The organism is Pseudomonas sp. PA-6-3C (assembly GCF_021605825.1).
GTDB classification, from domain to species: domain Bacteria; phylum Pseudomonadota; class Gammaproteobacteria; order Pseudomonadales; family Pseudomonadaceae; genus Aquipseudomonas; species Aquipseudomonas edaphica.
Genome location: NZ_WKDV01000039.1, coordinates 28,978 through 48,926, shown reverse-complemented (window position 1 = coordinate 48,926; position 19,949 = coordinate 28,978). Strand labels below are relative to the sequence as shown.

The following is a 19,949-nucleotide window of genomic DNA, read 5'->3' as shown; positions in this document are numbered from 1 at the left end:
CACCTCGCGTGACAGAGAAGGAAAGCCCCCTTGATCCTTCCTTCTCAGGACCGCACGTCATGCCCCAGCAGCCGACCCCTCTCGCCCGCACCTTGCGCCAACTGTTACTGGGCGCCAGCCTCAGTTTTACCGTACTGCCTCAGGTGGTGGCGGCCGAGGCCAAGCCGTATCACATCGCACCGGCCTCGCTGGAAGCGGCGCTGAATCAATTTGGTCGCGAAGCTGGCGTGCTGATTTCGTTCGGTTCGCAAGTCACGGCCGGCCTGCAGAGCCGTGGTTTGTCGGGCAATTACAGCGCCGACGAAGGCCTGCAAAAACTGCTGGAAGGCACCGGCCTGCAAGCCCGCGCCGAGGGCGACAAGGCCTACAGCCTGCAACCGGCCAGTGCGGCTGCGACCGTGGAGCTGCAAACCTCCAGCGTGGTCGGCGACTGGCTTGGCGACGCCGCGCAAACCAATGTGTTCGAGCACCCCGGCGCCCGTGATGTGATCCGCCGCGAAGAGTTCGAACGCCAAGGCGCCACCCAGGCCCGCGATGTGCTCAACCGCATCCCCGGCGTCAACGCCCCGGAAAACAACGGCACCGGCAGCCATGACATGGCGCTTAACTTTGGTATTCGTGGCCTCAACCCGCGCCTGGCCTCGCGCTCCACCGTGTTGATGGACGGCATTCCGGTGCCGTTCGCGCCCTATGGCCAGCCGCAGTTGTCCTTCGCGCCGATCAGCATGGGCAACATGGACGCCGTAGACGTGGTTCGCGGTGGCGGTGCCGTGCGCTACGGCCCGCAGAACGTCGGCGGCATCGTCAACTTCGTGACCCGTGCAATCCCGGATACGCCGACCGTCAAAGGCGGTTTGCAGACCGAGACCAGCCCGTCCTCCAGCCATGACGGCTTCAAGACCACCGGTAACCTGCTGGCTGGCGGCACTGCCGACAACGGCCTGGGTGGCGCAATCCTGTACTCCGGCACCCGTGGCGGCGACTGGCGCGAAAACAGCAACACGCGCATCGACGACCTGATCCTCAAGGGCAAATACCAGCTGGATGACGCCAACAGCTTCAACGCCATGGCGCAGTACTACGAAGGCCAGGCCGATATGCCCGGCGGCTTGAACGTCAAGGACTACAAGGCGGACCCGTACCAGTCCACCCGCCCCTACGACAAGTTCTGGGGCCGCCGCACGATGTTCAACGCCGGTTACCGTTACCAGGAAGACCGCCGCGAATTCACTGCCAACACCTTCTTCACCACCACCTTGCGTAATGGCTACCTGGACCAGGGCAACTTCCTCTCGTTGTCCCCGCGCGAATACTGGGTACGTGGCCTGGAAACGCGCTTCGCCCAAGGCTTCGATCTTGGCCCTACCAGCCATGAAGTGGGCGTCGGCTACCGCTACATCAGCGAGGCCGGCCATGAGATGCGCTACCGCACGCCGATCAGCGCCAACCAGCAACTGCCCAACACCAACAGCCGCAACGACCGCGACACCCGTGGCGCCACCGAAGCCAACGCGTTCTTCATCGACGACCGCATTGACATCGGCAAGTGGACCATCACCCCGGGCGTGCGCTACGAGATGATCGAGTCCCAGCAGACCAACAACTTGAGCAACGTCAAATACAAAGGCGACTACAACACCGCGCTGCCGGCGTTGAACGTGCTCTATCACCTCACCGAAGACTGGAACCTCTACGCCAACACCGAAGGTTCGTTCGGCAGCGTGCAATACAGCCAGATGCCCAACCGCGTGAGCAGCGGCGAAGTGAAACCGGAAAAAGCCCGCACCTGGGAACTCGGCACGCGCTACGACAACGGCAGCCTGCGTGCGGAAATCGGCGCGTTCCTGATCAACTTCGACAACCAGTACGACAGCAACCAGACCAACGATACGGTGATCGCCCGTGGCGAAACGCGCCACCAGGGCATCGAGTCGAGCATCAACTACGCCCTCGACGGCTTGAGCCCGGCGCTCGCGGGCTTTGACGTGTACGCCACCTACGCCTATGTGGACGCGACCATCCGCGAAGACGGCCCGAACAAAGGCAACCGCGTGCCCTTCTCGTCCAAGCACAAAGGCACGCTGGGCGTGGGTTACACCGAAGGCCGCTGGAAGCTCAATGTCGACAGCAGCTACCAGAGCAGCCAGTTCGCCGACAACGCCAACACCCAGGCCGAAACTGCCGACGGCGCCAACGGGCGTATCCCCGGCTACATGCTGTTCAGCAGCCGCGCAGCGTATGACTTCGGCCCGCAACTGTCGGACTTGAACGTGGCGGTCGGAGTGAAAAACATCTTCAACAAGCAGTACTTCACGCGCTCGTTCGACGACAACAACAAAGGCAAATATGTAGGCGAGCCGCGCACGGTGTACGTGCAGACCTCCATCGCGTTTTAGGTACCGGCGAGGCTGCGAAGGCGGCGGCACTGGCGAAACATAAGCTGCCTGACCCACCGCTTTCGCAGCCTCGCTAAAGCTCGACAGCTCCCACAGGGGATCGGCTGTGTTGGTTAGATCTCAGTTCGTAGGGCCATCGCGTCATACACAAATCCCGCCAGCGACAAAGATCCAATGTGGGAGCTGTCGAGCCCCAGCGAGGCTGCGAAGGCGGCGGCACGGGCGAAACATAAGCTGCCTGACCCACCGCTTTCGCAGCCTCGCTAAAGCTCGACAGCTCCCACAGGGGATCGGCTGTGTTGGTTAGATCTCAGTTCGTAGGGCCATCGCGTCATACACAAATCTCGCCAGCGACAAAGATCCAATGTGGGAGCTGTCGAGCCCCAGCGAGGCTGCGAAGGCGGCGGCACTGGCAAAACATAAGCTGCCTGACCCACCGCTTTCGCAGCCTCGCTAAAGCTCGACAGCTCCCACAGGGGATCGGCTTTGCTAGTTAGATCTGCATTGGCCGACTCTAACTGCCTGCCAGGCAACTCGGGGTGCCGGCCACCAAGGCGTCGATGGCGCAGCGTGTCTTGGCGGGCATGTGTGCGGCCGTCGGCCAGATCACGTGGATTGGCGCAGGCTGGTCGCGGTGGTTCGGCAGTACCGCTTCCAGTTGCCCGCGCAGCACGTAATGCGCAATCAACCAGCTCGGCAACCAGGCCAGGCCCACGCCCGCAATCGTGGCATCGGCCACGGCCTGGAGGTCGTCGAGCATCAACAACGAAGGCACACCGGGGCGCTGCGAGGTATTGCAACGGTAGGCAATGCCTCGGTGGGCGGCGAGGTCGTCGATAGCGTTGATTGGCCCGACCCGCTGCAAATAGGCCGGTGAAGCCGCCAGGCCAACCGATTGTTCGCCCAGGCGACGTGCACTCAGGCGGTCAGTGTCCGGCAGCGGACCAATACGCACGGCCACGTCGAAGCCTTCCTGTGCGAGATCGATCAGCCGGTCAGAAAACGAAATCTCGATCTCCAACGCCGGGTATCGGTCCATCAACCCCCACAACGCTGGCGCCGCGTAATGATGACCGAAAGCCAAAGGCAAGCTCGCCCTTAAACGCCCGCGAGGCTGCTGTCGGCCGCTTTCCAGCACCGATTCGGCAGCTTCCAGCTCTGCCAACGCACGCAAACAATGTTCGTAGTACGCCTGCCCATCCTCAGTCAGACGCTGGCGGCGGGTGGAGCGCTGCAACAGGCGAGTGCCCAAGCGCGCTTCGAGGCGCGCCAGGCCTTTACCCACGGCCGAACGCGTAAGGTTCAGTCGTTCGGCAGCCTCGGTCAGGTTGCCGCTCTCGACGACTTGCAGAAAGAGCTCAACACCATCAAAACGCGGAGTGGCCATGCTTAATTGTCGCCCTTAATTCCCTTATCAAAGGAAAACTTATCACGAATAAAGAATTCTGCTCCCGCGAGAATAGCGCTCTCCCCCAAGCAAAAGGAATATCCCATGCCGCCCGCCGCCGCCGTATCCGCCGTCAGTGCCCCGCGCACCGCCAGAGATGGCCTGGCACTCACCGCCGTGTGCCTTGTGGCATTGATGTTCGGCCTGGAGATCTCCAGCGTGCCGGTCATCCTGCCAACCCTGGAGCAGCGACTGGGCACCGGTTTTCAGGATGCGCAATGGATCATGAACGCCTACACCCTGGCCTGCACCAGCGTCTTGATGGCCGCCGGCACCCTGGCCGACCGCTTTGGACGGCGGCGCATGCTGGTGTTGTGCCTGTGGCTGTTTGGATTGGCTTCGCTGGCCTGCGGGCTGGCCGATGAGGCTTCCACACTGATCGCCGCGCGCTTCGTGCAAGGCATAGGCGCCGGGGCGATGATGATCTGCCAGTTCGCCATTCTGTCGCACCAGTTCCGCGAACCGGCGGCACGCGCGCGCGCCTTCGCGGTATGGGGCGTGATCGCGGGCGTGGGCCTGGGCTTCGGGCCGATGGTCGGCGCTTTGATTCTGGCAGTCGCGGACTGGCGCTGGGTGTTCCTGGTGCATGTGCCGCTTACGCTGCTGACCTTGCTGCTGCTGCGCATCAGTGTGCAGGAATCCCGCGACCCGGCCGGCCATCGGCTGGATATCGCCGGCATGCTGACCTTGACGCTGTCGGTGTTCGCCCTGGTGTATTTCATTACTCAGGGCAGCGAAAACGGCTTCGGCAGCCCGGCGATGCTTGGCTGGGCCGGTTTGTCGCTGGTCGGGCTGCTGCTGTTCATCGTGGTTGAGCGACGCAGCGCGCACCCGATGTTCGATTTTTCGGTGTTCCGCATCCAGCGCTTCAACGGCGCGCTGATGGGGTCGATCGGCATGAATTTCAGTTTCTGGCCCTTCATGATCTACCTGCCGCTCTACTTCCAGGCGGGCCTGGGCTACGACACGCTGACCACCGGCGCGGCCTTGCTGGCCTACACCCTGCCGACCTTGCTGGTGCCGCCGCTGGCTGAACGCCTGGCCCTGCGCTTCGGCGCCGAACGTATTATCCCGCTGGGCCTGGGTTTGATGGGCGCAGGTTTTATCGCCATGGCGGCGATCAATGCGGCGCAGCAACCGAGTATCGTCTTAGTGCTGTTGAGCTGTGTGTTAGCAGGCGTGGGACTGGCGCTGACCAACTCACCGACCACCAACACCACCACCGGCGCCGTCTCGGCCGACCGCGCAGGCATGGCCTCGGGTATCGACCTCAGCGCGCGGCTGATCACGCTGGCGCTGAACATCGCCTTGATGGGGCTGGTGCTGTTGCTGGGCATCGGCCATCACCTTTCCAGCCTGCTGCCTGCCACCACGGCGTTGGATTGGCCCACCATCAGCCAGAACATTGCAGCAGGCAAGCTGGATATAGCAGGACTGGAACCTGCGCAAGCCCAGGCCGCGCTGCGCCATGGCGCCGGCTGGGCCATGCTCTTTGCCGGCCTCGGTGCTTGCGGATTGGCAGGCTTGAGCCGGTACTTCTTCCAGCAGCGCCGCTAAACGAAAACGGGCCTGCAGATGCAGGCCCGTTTATTGGGGTTGAAAAAACACTCAGCTATCAGCTGTTAAGCGCAGCCTGTTCGTTTTCCAGAAATTCCTCTTCCAGCTCGGCCTCGTCAGCCTTGGTATCAGGCAGGCTCTGCCCTGCGGCGCGTGGTTTGCCGCGCAGTTTGCCGTACAAATGTTCCAGCGCATGCTCAAGCTTAGTGGCGGCGCCATCGATCGCCTGTTCCAGCGTATCGGCCTTATGCAGGACCGACAGTGGTTGATGGCCCTTTGGCCGTGCTTCCAGACGGCAACTCAGATCGTGGGGGCCGGGCTTATCGCCGTTTTCATCTTTCAGATAGACCTCAACGCGGGTCAGGTCTTCCTCATAACGTTCGAGCGTGCTCTCAATGGTAGTACGTACCCACTCCTCCAGTCGGATGCTGCTTTCAATATGGTTATCGCTATTGACTTGGATTTGCATAGTTCTTCCCTTATTTCAGCTAGCTCGCGAGAGGTCACAACTGCGACACCGGGGTGGTGAAACCATGACCTCTTGATTACACAATTGAGCAGTCAGAAGAACATTTCAACCCCTTTGCAAAGATAAATCCCACATTACAAATTAACCCTGACGACGAGCAAAAACGCTGTTAGGGTGGGGAGTTGGTTACATCTTCTTACGCTCAGCGAACCTTACAATTGCCCCTCTCCCAACGGGTGCAATCCGCGAAAAATCCCTGCTTCCTCTACCAGCCAGTCATGCACCGCACGCACGCCCGGGTGGCTCAACGCGCCCGGTGCATACAGCAGCACATAACGTTTGTGGTTGGGCACAGCCAGGCCAAAGGGCACGATCAAGGTGCCGCGCTCCAGCTCATCGTTGAGCAAGGTACGCCGCGCAATCGCCACGCCCATACCCGCGATAGCCGCCTCGATGGTCAGGTGGTTGCGGTTGAAGGTGTGGCCGCGCCGCACGTCGGCGTCGTGGTAGCCGATAGCATTCAGGTAAAACTCCCACTCGGCGTATTCATAACTCCCACGCCACGCGGTGATGTCGTGCAACAGCGGGAAATGCACCAGGTCCGCCGGGCCATGCAGCGGCGGCCTCCCGCGCAGCAGGCTCGGCGCGCACACCGGAAAGATCTGTTCATCGAGCAGGGCTGTGGATAACAGGCCGGGGTAGCTGCCGTCGTTCAAGTCGATGGCCAGGTCGAAGTCGCCCTCGTGCAGGGCGATGCTGCTGTCTTCGGCGACCATGCGCAGTTGGATATCCGGGAAGCGCTGCTGCAGACGCGGCAAACGTGGGGTCAGCCATTTGCCGAGAAACGACGGGATTGAACGCAATCGCAACGTACCGCTGATCATCCCCGCGTCCAGCCGCTGCAACTCCGCATCGATGCTGCCGTAAGCCTCGCCCACCGTCGCCGCCAGCCTCTGCCCTTCGGCACTCAACTCCACGCCACGGGCGCGCCGATGAAACAGCCGAAAGCCCAGGCGCTCTTCCAACTGGCGAATTTGCTGGCTCACCGCCCCCGGCGTGATGTGCAGTTCTTCGGCGCAGCGGGTGAACGACAAATGCCGCGCGGCGCAAGAAAACACGTGCAGCCAGACATAGGTCTGGCCATGGAGAGGGCGAGTCATAGCGTTTAGTCCTGCTAAAGGGTGTCTTAGGATAATTCGTTGGTCAGTGCCGATCCAGAGGCTCAGTATCGCGCCAATTCCGCCTGCTCTACAAAACATGGCAGCGATTTCTACTCCATTGCTTGTAAGGCTTTAGCATGGCTATCAGTGTTTTCGATCTATTCAAAGTGGGCATCGGCCCGTCCAGCTCCCATACCGTCGGCCCGATGCGCGCAGCGGCGACCTTCGCCCAAGCCCTGACCGACCAGCATTTGCTCAGTGAAACGCGACGTATCGAAGTGCGCCTGTACGGTTCGCTGTCCGCCACTGGCGTGGGCCATGCCACCGACCGCGCCACCGTGATGGGGCTGATGGGCGAATGGCCAGACAAGGTCGACCCCACCTCGATCAATGCGCGTATTCAGCAATTGCGCGAATCCGGCCGATTGCTGCTCGCAGGCTCGCAGGACATTGCCTTCAACTGGCACACCGACCTCCTGCTGCTCGACGAGAGCCTGCCCTACCATCCCAACGCCATGTCCCTGCACGCCTATGGCGAAAACGGCCTGCTGAGTGAACAAACCTATTATTCGGTAGGCGGCGGTTTCATCATCGAAGCGGCTGAAGCAGCCTCGGGCATCGCGCCTACCAGCGATGTTGAATTGCCCTACGACTTTTCCAGCGCCGTCGAACTGCTGGGCTTGTGCAACAAGCACGGCCTGCGGGTTTCCGAGCTGATGATGGCCAATGAACGCGCGTGGCGCAGCGATGAAGAAATCCGCAGTGGCCTGCTGCATATCTGGTCGGTGATGCGCGAGTGCGTGGAGCAAGGCCTGCGCGATGAAGGCATCTTGCCAGGCGGCCTGGACGTGCCACGCCGGGCGGCGAAATTGCACCGCAGCCTGTTGGAAATCGGCAAACCCAACGTGATCACTTCCACCTTGTCGGCCATGGAATGGGTCAACCTGTTCGCCCTCGCCGTCAACGAAGAAAACGCCGCCGGTGGGCGCATGGTCACCGCGCCGACCAACGGCGCAGCAGGGATCATCCCGGCCGTGCTGCATTACTACATGAAGTTCAACGCCGATGCGTCGGATGACGATGTGGTCAATTTCTTCCTGGCAGCCGCTGCCGTGGGCATTCTCTGCAAGAAGAACGCTTCGATCTCCGGTGCCGAAGTCGGCTGCCAGGGCGAAGTCGGCTCGGCCTGCGCCATGGCCGCTGCCGGCTTGGCCGACATCCTCGGCGCCACACCGGAGCAATTGGAAAACGCTGCCGAAATCGGCCTGGAACACAACCTCGGCCTGACCTGCGACCCGGTCGGCGGCCTGGTGCAAGTGCCGTGCATCGAGCGCAACGCCATCGCGGCGGTCAAGGCGATCAACGCCACGCAAATGGCTCTGCGCGGTGACGGCAAACACTTTATTTCCCTGGACCGGGTAATCCGCACCATGCGCGATACCGGCGCCGATATGCATGACAAATACAAAGAAACTTCACGGGGCGGCCTGGCGGTCAGCTGGGTGGAGTGCTGATCGGAGCACTTCTACCCGCCCCCTACGTGAGCCCGCGCAAAAATAATAACGAGGCAATATCGATGACTGATGTACGTACACCTGCCGCTGAAAACCCTGCTGTTGCTGTAGATAACGTTTTAGATAACACCGTAACCACCGGCTGGACCAAACACGACACCACCTGGATGCTCGGCCTCTACGGCACGGCCATTGGCGCGGGCACCTTGTTCCTGCCGATCAACGCCGGCGTTGGCGGTTTCTGGCCGCTGATCGTGCTGGCGTTGCTGGCCTTCCCCATGACCTTCTTTGCTCACCGTGGGCTGACGCGCTTTGTGCTGTCGGGCAAATCCGGTGATATCACCGAAGTGGTCGAAGAACACTTCGGCGTGGGCGCGGGCAAGTTGATCACGCTGCTGTACTTTTTCGCGATTTTCCCGATCCTGCTGGTGTACAGCGTGGCGCTGACCAACACCCTCAGCAGCTTCATGGAACACCAACTGCACATGGCCCCGCCGCCTCGGGCGATTCTGTCGCTGGTGTTGATCCTCGGCCTGATGGCCATTGTGCGCTGCGGCCAGGGCGTGATCGTCAAAGCCATGAGCGTGCTGGTTTACCCCTTCGTCGCCGCCCTGCTGTTGCTGGCCGTGAGCCTGATCCCCAACTGGAACGGCGCGTTCTTCGCTTCCGCCAGCGAAGGCATGCCGTTGCCGCTGTTCTTCAAGACCCTGTGGCTGGCGATCCCGGTGATGGTGTTCTCCTTCAACCATTCGCCGATCATTTCCGCCTTTGCCGTTGACCAGAAGCGCGTCTACGGCCCACAAGCCGAACGCAAAAGCAGCGGCATCCTCGCCACCGCCCACGGCATGATGGTGCTGACGGTGATGTTCTTCTGCTTCAGCTGCGTACTGGCCCTGTCGCCGGCTGACCTGGCGGCTGCCAAGGCGCAGAACATTTCGATCCTGTCGTACCTCGCCAACCACTTCCAGACGCCAGTGATTGCTTACGCCGCCCCGTTGATCGCGCTGGTGGCCATCACCAAGTCCTTTCTCGGCCACTACATCGGCGCCAGCGAAGGCTTCCAGGGTTTGATCGTCAAATCCCTGCGTGGGCGCAACCGCTCGATGTCGTCCAAAGGGCTGGAACGCTGCACCGCACTGTTCATGGTCCTGACCTGCTGGGCCGTGGCGACCTTCAACCCGAGCATCCTGGGCATGATCGAAACCCTGGGCGGGCCGATCATCGCGTGCCTGTTGTTCCTGATGCCAATGTACGCGATCCGCCGCGTGCCATCTCTGCGCCAGTATTCGGGTCAGGTGTCGAATGTGTTTGTGGTGCTGATCGGGTTGATTGCGCTGTCTGCGATCGTTTTTTCGGTTTTGCCCTGAAATCGAACACAACCCACACCCCCTGTGGGAGCGGGCTTGCCCGCGATAACGGTCTGTCAGTCAGAAATTATTTAGCTGATACACCGCAATCGCGGGCAAGCCCGCTCCAACAGGGGTCAGGCGCAGTCAGGCAAGTCGCTATACGGCACGCCCCTTGCTCTACAGCTACCGAGGCAAACGGACCTTGTGAAACCTCAGCGACGGAGTGGCCGGTGGTCAGGCAACGCGAACTAAACCAGACACCGGTCGTCAATGACTGCATGTTCTTATCAGGCGGTAACGCACCATGGACAATCCTTTTCAGATCATCACTGACACCTTCACGCCCACCTACCGCGTCAACCTGAGCATCCAACGGCTCGACGGCAGCATCATGCTCACCCTCTCGGACGAGACGGGCGTGGTGGCCAAACGCATGATCAGCGCCGAACAACGCAACGACCCAGAGCGGCTCAAGCGCCTGGTGCAAAGCATTCAGTTCGGCATCGCCATCGAGCAGGGTCACAGCGCCATGGAGATTCTGGCGGTGATGACGGATGGCGACAGCCACAAATTATTGCAGCCGCCGCCCGCCCGCACCCTGCCCTTCAGCGTCGGGCTTTAAAGCTCGCCTTTCTCGGTTTCCAGGCTCGCCTCGCCCTTGCGACGCGGGCCTTCGACCTTCACCGACGGGAACGCCGACGAGGCATAGCGCACCACCAGAATCGAGAACGCCAGCAACAGAATGCCGCCACACAGGTAGATGATGCCGATGTCCGGCGGGTTGTGGTGCGACACGTTGGAGATCAGCAGGCGCGTCAGCGCGGTGATTGCCACGTAGATCAGGAAGCGCACGGGCATGTGGTTGGTCTTGTCGGCTTGACGAAAAAAGCTCGAATACTCATGGGTGAAATGACCTCTTTCGCACGTTGCTGCGTGAAATCCGGATCTGGAACCTACTGAAAAAATCTAGATTTCAATCTCAGGCGCGTATTTTTCTACAGTGGAAATCGAAGCGGACTTGTTCAACAGAATCGTTCAAAAGGAGGAATTCAATTGTTTTTTGCGAAAGCGTGAACGGTAAATAAATCCGTACATTTTTTCGTGGGCACCTCCATGCCATCGCAGCAAACTCCTTGCACGGTTAGACGGCGTTGATCGATGCGACTAACGGCGTCCACCCAGCATCATACAGGTAACGTCGCTGATCTTTCCGACAAAAAACCTCTAGAACCATCGCAAGCTGAAACGCATCAGGTTCACCAAAAAATCAATTATGCATAAATGCATTCCCCCCCCCTTGACCCGGAAGGACAGCACCTCTACAGTTAATAAGCTGTATATATATACAGTATATTTCGTCAGCATCTAATTGAATTTCTTCATAAACGAGGTTTTTCCCTATGAAAAGCGATACTCATAAATTTGGTAAAACACCACATCAACCCAGCCTCTGGACGCGAGCGGACGCGCTGAAAGTCCGCACGGACGATCCTACTACTACACAGCCATTGGTCAGTGCGAACTTCCCTGTACTGAGCGACGAGGTGTTTATCTGGGACACAATGCCGCTGCGTGATATCAACGGAAACATTATCTCTGTCGATGGCTGGTCTGTGATCTTTACCCTGACTGCGGATCGTCACCCGAACGATCCACAATACCTCGACCAAAATGGTAACTACGACATCACCCGCGACTGGAGCGACCGCCATGGCCGGGCAAAGATGTACTACTGGTTCTCTCGCACCGGCAAGGACTGGAAACTCGGCGGCCGGGTGATGGCTGAAGGTGTTTCGCCGACCGTTCGCGAATGGGCCGGCACGCCGATCCTGTTGAGCGAGCAAGGCGACTTGGATCTGTACTACACCGCTGTTACGCCGGGCTCAACCATCGTCAAGGTGCGTGGTCGCGTGGTGACCACCGAGCATGGCGTCAGCCTGGTGGGCTTCGAGAAGGTCAAGTCGCTGTTCGAGGCCGACGGCAAGCTGTACCAGACCGAAGCGCAAAACGCCTTCTGGGGCTTCCGCGATCCATGGCCGTTCCGCGATCCGAGGGACGGCAAGCTGTACATGCTGTTCGAGGGCAACGTCGCCGGCGAGCGCGGTTCCCACAAGGTCGGTGATGCAGAAATCGGCGACGTGCCGCCAGGTTATGAGGACGTTGGTAACTCGCGCTTCCAGACCGCTTGTGTCGGCATCGCCGTGGCCCGTGACGAAGACGGCGACGACTGGGAAATGCTGCCGCCGCTGCTGACCGCGGTAGGCGTCAACGACCAGACCGAACGCCCGCACTTCGTGTTCCAAGACGGCAAGTACTACCTGTTCACCATCAGCCACACCTTCACCTATGGCGACGGGGTAACTGGGCCGGACGGGGTGTACGGTTTTGTCGCAGATTCGCTTTTCGGCCCTTACGTGCCCTTGAACGGTTCAGGCCTGGTACTGGGTAACCCGTCTTCCCAGCCGCTCCAGACCTACTCGCACTGTGTGATGCCCAACGGGTTGGTGACCTCATTCATTGACAGCGTAAGGACCGACGAAGCCGGTACGCAGATTCGTATCGGCGGCACTGAGGCACCGACTGTGGGGATTAAGATCAAAGGGCACCAGACGTTCGTGGTCGCCGAGTATGACTACGGTTACATCCCACCGATGCTCGACGTCACGCTCAAGTAATGGCAACCCACCGCTTTCAGGCAGCGGGTTTAAGTTCGATGAAAAGATCGTTGCGGATATGACCAAGATATCCTGCCTGACTCGCTGCGACTTTGTTCGGACCCCATCTGAAACAACGCATAGAAACTAACCTTCAGAACTGGCTACAAGGATGTAGCCAGTAACTGGTGATTAATTGATGCTACTTGCGGCACTTGAGATAAAGAAAACTCTCCTGGTCGAGCTCGCCCAGATCTCCGCTCGGCCACCATTAATTCGCGAAGGGGCCTTCCCCTAGATAACAGAGCAGCGTCGAGCCCTTGATCAGCACTTTACCGTAACCAGCCAACCGCACTTCTACATGGGGCAGTGGTCGGGGGGCACAAGCCGGGGCGATTGAGGCACACTACCAATGCGCATACAGAAAAAACGTACCTTCAAAAACCGACAAGCCAACCTGATACGCACGGTGCAGTAAGTCTTCAGACTCCTGAAACAAATCATACCATCGCGTCCTGATCGCTTACTGGTGCCTACAGGTTGTATCCTCAGATTTGACTTAATCTTACGTTGATGCTGCTGTCCGTGCCACTATTTAAAGAAGAGGTGAAAGAGATGAAAGGCGCGACCATGTGGAACATACACAACCTCCATGAGCGTCTTGACGAGCTTGGGGAAGCCCCGCGGAAGGACTACGGCAAAATAAAACAAACGATCACTGCTGATATGCGTCGAATGATTGAACTCAAAAATAGGAGGTTTCATGGATGACTACCACATCACAAAGTCTGGCAACCATTGGATTATCAAGAAGCAAGGTGCTGAACCGGCGTCGAAGACTGCTGATAAAAAGGCAGAAATCATCAAGCTAGCGATCGATTCTTTAGAAGGCAAAACCGCCTCCCTGAAAACAATAAGGAAGATGGGACCATTCAGGAAGAAAGCACGTACCCACGTAGCGCTAACCCGTTCAAATCTAAAGATTAAGAGATTCTAAATGAGAAAGCCCAATACTAGGCTTTCCTAAAAACAAAAAAGAGCCTAAAAGTTCTCTTGTGACAAATAATTTTAATCATGATATTTTAAGTTCCGCTCTTGCGACAGGCTTTTCTACCTTTTTTAGTTCTGCCTCATTTTTAATCCTATCTAACGCATCAGTGACATATTCAGATTTAGCTTTTAAAGCTGGCTCCAATGTTGATCTATCCCGCCCCCTCAAGCTGGTAAATAACAGTTTAATTCTTTAGTACCATTGTTATAGGTAACCTCACGAAAAGCCAACGCTTTAGTGACACCAGAATAATTTAATATTTCATCGTTAAATCACAACAATGTTACTGGCGTAGAAAGACCGATAATAAAATGGCCTTTTTAACTGCTTTTGCCAATCATTTAAATCATGATTAGCAAGAACAGCACCAATTACATCATTACCAATTAAAATAATTCCAATGTTATCCTCTGGCGTTACTCCTGACAATTCAACACCAAAAGCTTTAATTATTTTTTCTTTAGAATTAGAATATCGTGCGTAAAACCTCTGATCTGGCTCGTTGCGACTACAGCGAGTTACTTTCACTATTAAATAAATCAAAAAACGCCTAAAGTGCGATGAAAGCAGAATAGCGTAAAATAAATTTTTGAAACCATATATATTTTAGCATTTATGTACTCATAGTACTAATATCAATGCAAAAATGCATTTAGATAAATTTATCGAAAACTATTACCCAAAAATCATGAGCTATAAACTTATCGAAAAGGCAAGGCAGGCCATGCAGAAAAGTAAGGTAAAAACCGTGTAGGTCGATCATGTGTTGGTCATGTCAATATCTTTCGTCAAAATACCTAGTGAGGTCAGTGTGGTGAATCAATGTTCTTTATGCATAACATTGGCTCACGGCAAAACCACTACTATTAACATTCCTGCGGCAACAATCTTAAAAAACTCGAAAAAGCAATAACAGAATCCGTTATTACTTTACGGCAATAATCTTACTTTATATTATTAAGCACTTTAAAACTGTATATACATCGCACAGCACCGATCCTAATCAAAAAATATTTATAAAATATGAGCACGCCCTTGTGGATAACATTGGTCAGCTTATAGAAAGAGTCTTTAGTAAAAACGAAATACCTGAAGCATTAATAATTCAGGAAACAGAAAAACCGCAAAATAATTAAGAGGAAATTTGGCACTCGGCGAGCGCTTTGCAAAAAACATGATGGGCAATAATGAAACCAAGGAAAATCACAAACAAAAATTACAGTTAGAAAATTATCACATAAAAGAAAGATTAGAGAACCTAGAGAGCATGCGGACTGCCGGGGCCTTGCAAACGTTGTGATAGCGAAGTTTGCTGTTCATATTCCGCTTTACCTTCAAGGAATCGATTTCCGGTTGTGCGGATTTGGTGGTTCCGCATTCGAAACTGGCCCAGTGGGTTGGCATGACAGGCGTGCAGTTGCAGCCCTTAGTACATGCCCTGCGTAGCGTTGTGACCGGGCAATAGTTCGTGCACGCGGAAGAAAGACCGGTACAAAAGCTCGCTGCGGACTTGAAGAAAACCAACCGCTCTTATGTTTGGGCGTACGCCACCAACCAGTTCTGCGAAACAGCTGCTATTGTATACGCTTTCGGCACCAGGAGGACATGTAAGCATGCTTGTAACTTCCTGAATGGTTGGAAAGGCAAGCTGGTCTGCAACGATTTTGGTATTTACAAAGCCAGCTTCAAGCACGGCGGGACGGAAATCGGCTGCATTGCTCAGGACCGGAGCAAGTTCTTCGTACTGCCTGCCACCAACAAAAGCAAGCTCGTCGAACAAGCTCTTCGCTATATCCAATTGCTTTACGAAATAAAGAGTAAAGTCCGCGACCTGGAGCCATATTCACTGCACCGAATACAGCAACAAAAAGCCGCACCGTTTATGGCAAGGCTGCATGCCTGGATGATCGGCCATCCCGATCTCGTGCCTGAAGGTTCGGCCATCAGCATAGCCCCGTATTACAGCTTGAAACGATCGGAAGCGCAATCGAGCGACCTTGATGACGGGGCCGTACCCGTCGACGACAATTGGGTCGAGGATCATATCCGACAGTGATCTCTTGGACGCAAGAACTAGCTATTTGCAGGATCGCTACGCAGCGGCAAACAGGCGGCAGCGATCATGAGTTTAACCCACTCCGCACAGACGAACAGGCACCATCCATATGTCAATCTGAAAGACTTTTTGACTCGCCTGCCGACTCAGCAAGCGAGTAAGATTTGTAGTGGACAACTAATCCCGGACACGACGTTAAGTTTTTCTTCGGCCCGGGCTGGTGCCAACCCATCGTTGAATTGATGAGGCCGAATCCAGTTGTACCGATGCATCAAAAAATGGCTGATATCGCGCTTTGCTTCCTGCGCAGTTCGATAGCCCACGGTCGGTATCCATTCCGTTTTCAAGCTGCGAAATAAGCGCTCCATCGGTGCGTTATCCCAGCAGTTTCCTCGTCGACTCATGCTGTGGCGCATGCGGTATCGCCACAACCGCTGGCGAAAGAGTCGGCTTGCATATTGCGATCCCTGGTCCGAGTGGAATAGCAGATCCGAAGGCCTGCCACGCTGCTCCTAAGCCATATCCAGCGCTTTGATAACCAGCTCAGCGTCTGGTTTTTCCGACAGTGCCCAGCCCACGATCCGACGCGTACACAGATCCAGAACGACAGCCAGGTAATGCCACTTTCCTTGAGCCCAAATATAGGTGATTTCGCCGCACCAGACTTGATTCGGGCCTGGCACATCAAACTCACGGTTCAAGGTATTCGGAATATCGAGTCTTTCTACTGTCGCTCGTTTGTAGGCATGTGAGCCGGGTTGTTTACTTACTAAATCAAGCTCGCGCATCAAGCTGCGTACTTTGAATCGACCGAGCTGCTCACCGTCTTCACGCATCAGCGAAAAGATGCTGCGGCTCCCGGCAGCGCTACGACTTTGCGTGAACAACTCGCTCACCGGGCTGCGCAACCTAAGCCGTTCAACATCGGGCGTGCGGCGCCTAAGGCGCTGGGCGTAGTAGCACGAACGAGTCACTTCAAACAACTTGCACAGCCAATCAACTGGCTCATGGACGCTCAACTGATTGATCAGCGCGTACGCTCGTGATCTTCCGACATCAAGAGCGCGGTAGCCTTTTTTAATATCGATTTTTCCCGTTCAAGCCCGGCGATCCGTGCTTCCAGCTCCTGAATTTTCTGCTGTTCTGGAGTCAACGCCTTGCTCTGCGGAGTGATGCCTTGGCGCTCTTTCTGAACCTGGTCAACCCAGCGGCGCAACGCTGACTCGCCAATACCGAGTGAACGGCTGGCTTCGATGTAGCTGTAGTTTTGCTTGAGCACGAGGTCGGCAGCCTCGCGTTTGAATTCTGGAGTAAAGGAGCGGCGTTGTTTGGTCATCTGACACCTCGATCTGGCGAGCATTCTCGCCTAAATGGGTGTCCGGTTTCATTAGACCACTACAATTACGGCGTTGCTACCGCATAAGCGGGCGTCCGCTAAGCTATGCAAGGCCCACTTCTCAGAGGCTTACCAACAAAAAGCAGGGATGGTTAGCCAGACGATCAAAAACATCTAAAGAAATCCAAGTACAGGCCGATAAAGCCAATACTCTAATGTGACAGGATTTTCGCATGCTTATCAATGCTAGCAATTCTTCCTCCATACCAAGCAGCCCAAGCAGCCCAAGCAGTGCGACCCCGGCGGAGGCTAACACGACCAATAGCACCAGTGGTAAGACTGTCAGCTCGCCCGCCGAAGCTAAAGGTGCCGGCACTGCAGGTGACGGTCAAGCCACATCAGTTAAGCAGCAATCCGATATTGTAAAAGAGTTGAAGAAACAGATCGAGCAATTGCAAAAGCTACTCCAAGAGCAGCAGCAAGCTTTGCAGAAAGCACAGGCTAGCAGCCAAAGTGCAGAGGCTAAGGCAGTGGCTGTGGCGGCTGCTCAAACGCAGATTGCAGCTACCTCTGCCGAATTGCAGACCATGACTTCGGCACTATTGATTGCACTCAATGCCGAAGATAAAGCATCTACCGGTTCAATAGTCAGCACAACGGCTTGAGGCTTCGTCAATGACATTCTTACAGGGCGTGAAGCGGTGTGCGCTGACTTAAGTATACGCTATGTCTGGCTTTACGAGTTGGGTAGGTGACTTGGCCGGACGGTTACGATCGAACGCACACTGTTTATGCTTGGCTGGCGACACAGTTCCGAGCTAAGCAGCTGCATGCATGTGGGCCTGAACAAAAGTGAAGCCCACACACCCAACGCCTCGGCATGCAGTTATTCTTAATGCGCATGAATGAAATCAGGGATTACATTTTCGAACAACGTAACCGTCCGGCCAACTCACCTTCCTGACCCCGACGCTAAAGGCGATGGTGCGCAACTAGTTTAGGCACGCACCATTTCAAGCCTTTTAAGCGGTTTTTCAATGCAGCCATAACCCCGATCCTATTTTAAATACCTCAAGGCCCAGCTATTCCAAGAGTGCGCTCAGAGCGGCGCTTCAATTGCCAGCGTCGCGCAGCACCAAAGCATCAACTAGAACCTCGTCCATAAATGGACTAGGGTACAAACGAACGAAGTCACGGAGCTGCAACCTGCTTTCACTCCGCTACCTTTGCAGTTCGCCGGAGGCCATTCCCAGGCTGCTTCATCGAGCATCTGCGTTGGAATCTAGCACTCGCGTGGCACAGTCTGAGTGAACTGGCCGACCAAAAAAAGCTGCTGCCTGTGCCTCCTTTTTGCAAAACCAGTTGCAGCGATTCGAATCGATGCGCTCTCACTCTCCACCGAACCGGTGGACATGCGCGCCGGCACCGAAACGGCGTTAGCCGCGGGTCATTGCCGTGTTCGGTGCGGCGAAGCCGCATTGCGCTTATCTGTTCGCCAATCGCCGCGCCAATCGAATTAAAGTTCTGGTATATGACGGCGTGGGTATCCGGTTGGCGGCGCGACGATTGAATCACGGCAGGTTTGATTGGCCCGGCATTCGGCAAGGTTCGGAGTTCGAACTCGATAACGAGCAACTTCAGGCTTTGGTACTGGGCTTGCCATGGCAAAGGGTCGGTGCTGGGGGCTTGATCACATTGTTGTAACGCCTGCCATTGGCACATCGGTTTATCGTTGCTGACTCTAGGCTCTGGCACAATCAACGACATGACTTCCTCGCCAAAGCTCGATCAAATGACACCAGAACAGCTACGTGCCTTGGTCGAAAAAGCCTTGCAGTTGCTGCACCAGGTCGACTTGATGGGCCAGAAAATCCACCGCCTTCAAATGGTCAACGAGCAACTCGCTCTTGAGATCGCCATCCTCAAGCAACACAAAGTCGCCAAGCGCAGCGAACAGCTTAGCCCTGACTAAGGTAGCTTGCTCGACTACCTGCTCGGCACTGATATCGCGGCCATCGAGGCCGAGTTGAAGGCGGTCAATCCGTCACTTACCCCGGATGAGCTAGGTCAGAAACCCAAGCGTGCACCGCTGCCACCGCAGTTACCACGTACAGTGATCCGTACGAGCTAGAAAGCACCCAGTGCGTCTGCGGTTGCCAACCTCAGCGCATTGGCGAAGACGTCAGCGAGAAGCTCGATTACACACCCGGAGTGTTCACCGTCGAACAGCATGTGTGTGGAAAATGGGCCTGCGGCCAGTGCGAAACACTAATCCAGGCGCCTGTACCGGCCCAAGTGATCGACAAGGTCATCCCGACCGCAGGTCTGTTGGCCCATTTGATGGTGGCGTAGTTTGCCGACCATTTACCGCTGTATCGGCGAGAGAAGATTTTTGGTCGGGCCGGGCAGGCGATTGCCCTCTCATCGCTGGCGCAATAGGTCGGACAGAACGGTGTGCAACTTCAGCCTCCTCTATCAGCTCGCGTACGGCACCCAAGTCGGTTGACTCATCTGGTTCAACACTGCCCTTGATCAGTTATAGCCCTGCAAATGGTTGCTCAAATGCCAGTTCTCCAGCGTTTCACGGAATCGCAGAACTACATGACAAGATTTATCTACTCTAATGCCGTCACACCTCTTCCTGTTTCAACTAATCCTTAGGTAAGTCGAGAAGCATAGAGCACCAAGCTATCATCGAAACCGAATGACGCAAAGGCCTACTTAAGTTGTGTTGCCTAAACGCTTACGATGACGCGTCGACATTTGCTCTTCAGCACAGGAGAACTGCCCCTTAACGTGGAAAATGGCTGCTACGAGGCGCTCGGAGCAGCCCAAAGGCATGGAGCACGAAAAACTTTGATCGATTTTACAAGGCTGGCATTTTTTGAAAGCGTGATGAGTCATTATCCGAAAAAATCGCGTTCTACTTCAGGCGATGCCCAGCTCGCGTCGATCCAGAT

At 56.2% G+C, this 19,949-nt stretch carries 13 protein-coding genes and 5 pseudogenes; 11 read left to right on the top strand and 7 right to left on the bottom strand.

Going from position 1 to position 19,949, the window contains the following annotated elements:
* Positions 1 to 59: 59 nt before the first annotated feature.
* Positions 60 to 2,396, top strand: coding sequence for a TonB-dependent Fe(3+) dicitrate receptor FecA (fecA, locus tag GIW48_RS22850; RefSeq protein WP_236460769.1), 2,337 nt, complete (start codon positions 60 to 62; stop codon positions 2,394 to 2,396).
* 514 nt (positions 2,397 to 2,910) lie between these two features.
* On the opposite strand, the gene GIW48_RS22845 is transcribed toward fecA, so the two are convergent.
* Positions 2,911 to 3,783 (bottom strand): LysR family transcriptional regulator, encoded by an 873-nt coding sequence (locus GIW48_RS22845; RefSeq protein ID WP_177035068.1) that lies wholly within the window; start codon positions 3,781 to 3,783, stop codon positions 2,911 to 2,913.
* 105 nt (positions 3,784 to 3,888) lie between these two features.
* On the opposite strand from GIW48_RS22845, the gene GIW48_RS22840 reads away from it, so the two are divergent.
* Entirely contained in the window at positions 3,889 to 5,400 is a 1,512-nt protein-coding gene (locus GIW48_RS22840) for an MFS transporter (protein ID WP_177035069.1), read from the top strand.
* A 58-nt stretch (positions 5,401 to 5,458) separates the two neighbouring features.
* On the opposite strand, the gene GIW48_RS22835 is transcribed toward GIW48_RS22840, so the two are convergent.
* Both GIW48_RS22835 and GIW48_RS22830 read right to left on the bottom strand, forming a co-directional pair.
* A complete protein-coding gene (locus tag GIW48_RS22835) occupies positions 5,459 to 5,869 on the bottom strand; it encodes an HPF/RaiA family ribosome-associated protein (protein ID WP_017135168.1) in 411 nt (136 codons plus the stop codon).
* 212 nt (positions 5,870 to 6,081) lie between these two features.
* Positions 6,082 to 7,029 carry a LysR substrate-binding domain-containing protein gene (locus GIW48_RS22830; RefSeq protein WP_017135169.1) on the bottom strand — a complete coding sequence of 316 codons (948 nt, stop codon included), beginning with the start codon at positions 7,027 to 7,029 and terminating at the stop codon, positions 6,082 to 6,084.
* 137 nt (positions 7,030 to 7,166) lie between these two features.
* Between GIW48_RS22830 and GIW48_RS22825 the strand changes: the two genes are divergently transcribed.
* The 3 genes from GIW48_RS22825 (at position 7,167) to GIW48_RS22815 (ending at position 10,514) form a co-directional block, all read left to right on the top strand.
* A complete protein-coding gene (locus GIW48_RS22825; protein ID WP_177035070.1) occupies positions 7,167 to 8,543 on the top strand; it encodes an L-serine ammonia-lyase in 1,377 nt (458 codons plus the stop codon).
* Between the two features lie 62 nt (positions 8,544 to 8,605).
* Complete coding sequence (locus tag GIW48_RS22820) at positions 8,606 to 9,910, top strand: serine/threonine transporter (protein WP_017135170.1); 1,305 nt, start codon at positions 8,606 to 8,608, stop codon at positions 9,908 to 9,910.
* Positions 9,911 to 10,196: 286 nt separating this feature from the next.
* Complete coding sequence (locus GIW48_RS22815) at positions 10,197 to 10,514, top strand: DUF3509 domain-containing protein (protein WP_058419385.1); 318 nt, start codon at positions 10,197 to 10,199, stop codon at positions 10,512 to 10,514.
* On the opposite strand, the pseudogene GIW48_RS22810 reads toward GIW48_RS22815, so the two are convergent.
* A pseudogene (locus GIW48_RS22810) lies at positions 10,511 to 10,762 on the bottom strand (phosphate-starvation-inducible PsiE family protein); the annotation flags it as partial. The gene GIW48_RS22815 and the pseudogene GIW48_RS22810 overlap by 4 nt on opposite strands.
* A 530-nt stretch (positions 10,763 to 11,292) precedes the next feature.
* Between GIW48_RS22810 and GIW48_RS22805 the strand changes: the two are divergent.
* Positions 11,293 to 12,567, top strand: a complete 1,275-nt coding sequence (locus GIW48_RS22805; RefSeq protein WP_159954391.1) for a glycoside hydrolase family 68 protein — start codon at positions 11,293 to 11,295, stop codon at positions 12,565 to 12,567.
* Between the two features lie 184 nt (positions 12,568 to 12,751).
* On the opposite strand, the pseudogene GIW48_RS22800 reads toward GIW48_RS22805, so the two are convergent.
* Positions 12,752 to 13,033 (bottom strand): annotated as a pseudogene (locus GIW48_RS22800) (AMP-binding protein); the annotation flags it as partial.
* Between the two features lie 276 nt (positions 13,034 to 13,309).
* Here GIW48_RS22800 and GIW48_RS22795 point away from each other — a divergent pair.
* The gene (locus tag GIW48_RS22795) at positions 13,310 to 13,543 is read left to right on the top strand and encodes a DUF2188 domain-containing protein (protein ID WP_422631594.1); all 234 of its coding nucleotides are present in this window, start codon (positions 13,310 to 13,312) and stop codon (positions 13,541 to 13,543) included.
* A 321-nt stretch (positions 13,544 to 13,864) separates the two neighbouring features.
* On the opposite strand, the gene GIW48_RS22790 is transcribed toward GIW48_RS22795, so the two are convergent.
* A complete protein-coding gene (locus GIW48_RS22790; RefSeq protein ID WP_236463073.1) occupies positions 13,865 to 14,125 on the bottom strand; it encodes a hypothetical protein in 261 nt (86 codons plus the stop codon).
* Positions 14,126 to 14,881: 756 nt separating this feature from the next.
* On the opposite strand from GIW48_RS22790, the pseudogene tnpC reads away from it, so the two are divergent.
* Positions 14,882 to 15,896 (top strand): annotated as a pseudogene (gene tnpC / locus GIW48_RS22785) (IS66 family transposase); the annotation flags it as partial.
* Here tnpC and GIW48_RS22780 read toward each other — a convergent pair.
* Positions 15,800 to 16,989, bottom strand: a pseudogene (locus GIW48_RS22780) (IS3 family transposase). The pseudogenes tnpC and GIW48_RS22780 sit on opposite strands and share 97 nt — an antisense overlap.
* Before the next feature lie 233 nt (positions 16,990 to 17,222).
* On the opposite strand from GIW48_RS22780, the gene GIW48_RS22775 reads away from it, so the two are divergent.
* The 3 genes and pseudogenes from GIW48_RS22775 to GIW48_RS22765 form a co-directional block, all read left to right on the top strand.
* Entirely contained in the window at positions 17,223 to 17,654 is a 432-nt protein-coding gene (locus tag GIW48_RS22775; protein ID WP_236462682.1) for a hypothetical protein, read from the top strand.
* Positions 17,655 to 18,444: 790 nt separating this feature from the next.
* Positions 18,445 to 18,693: an IS66 family insertion sequence element accessory protein TnpB gene (gene tnpB, locus GIW48_RS22770; RefSeq protein ID WP_159954387.1), complete on the top strand. Its 249-nt coding sequence runs from the start codon at positions 18,445 to 18,447 to the stop codon at positions 18,691 to 18,693.
* A gap of 61 nt (positions 18,694 to 18,754) precedes the next feature.
* Positions 18,755 to 19,425 (top strand): annotated as a pseudogene (locus GIW48_RS22765) (IS66 family transposase zinc-finger binding domain-containing protein); the annotation flags it as partial.
* Positions 19,426 to 19,949 lie beyond the last annotated feature (524 nt).

What these genes read in the sequence shown, in the direction of transcription:
- fecA (WP_236460769.1), top strand. Translation starts at nt 60, where the DNA reads ATGCCCCAGCAGCCGACCCCTCTCGCCCGCACCTTGCGCCAACTGTTA.
- GIW48_RS22845 (WP_177035068.1), bottom strand. Translation starts at nt 3,783, where the DNA reads ATGGCCACTCCGCGTTTTGATGGTGTTGAGCTCTTTCTGCAAGTCGTC.
- GIW48_RS22840 (WP_177035069.1), top strand. Translation starts at nt 3,889, where the DNA reads ATGCCGCCCGCCGCCGCCGTATCCGCCGTCAGTGCCCCGCGCACCGCC.
- GIW48_RS22835 (WP_017135168.1), bottom strand. Translation starts at nt 5,869, where the DNA reads ATGCAAATCCAAGTCAATAGCGATAACCATATTGAAAGCAGCATCCGA.
- GIW48_RS22830 (WP_017135169.1), bottom strand. Translation starts at nt 7,029, where the DNA reads ATGACTCGCCCTCTCCATGGCCAGACCTATGTCTGGCTGCACGTGTTT.
- GIW48_RS22825 (WP_177035070.1), top strand. Translation starts at nt 7,167, where the DNA reads ATGGCTATCAGTGTTTTCGATCTATTCAAAGTGGGCATCGGCCCGTCC.
- GIW48_RS22820 (WP_017135170.1), top strand. Translation starts at nt 8,606, where the DNA reads ATGACTGATGTACGTACACCTGCCGCTGAAAACCCTGCTGTTGCTGTA.
- GIW48_RS22815 (WP_058419385.1), top strand. Translation starts at nt 10,197, where the DNA reads ATGGACAATCCTTTTCAGATCATCACTGACACCTTCACGCCCACCTAC.
- GIW48_RS22805 (WP_159954391.1), top strand. Translation starts at nt 11,293, where the DNA reads ATGAAAAGCGATACTCATAAATTTGGTAAAACACCACATCAACCCAGC.
- GIW48_RS22795 (WP_422631594.1), top strand. Translation starts at nt 13,310, where the DNA reads ATGGATGACTACCACATCACAAAGTCTGGCAACCATTGGATTATCAAG.
- GIW48_RS22775 (WP_236462682.1), top strand. Translation starts at nt 17,223, where the DNA reads ATGCTTATCAATGCTAGCAATTCTTCCTCCATACCAAGCAGCCCAAGC.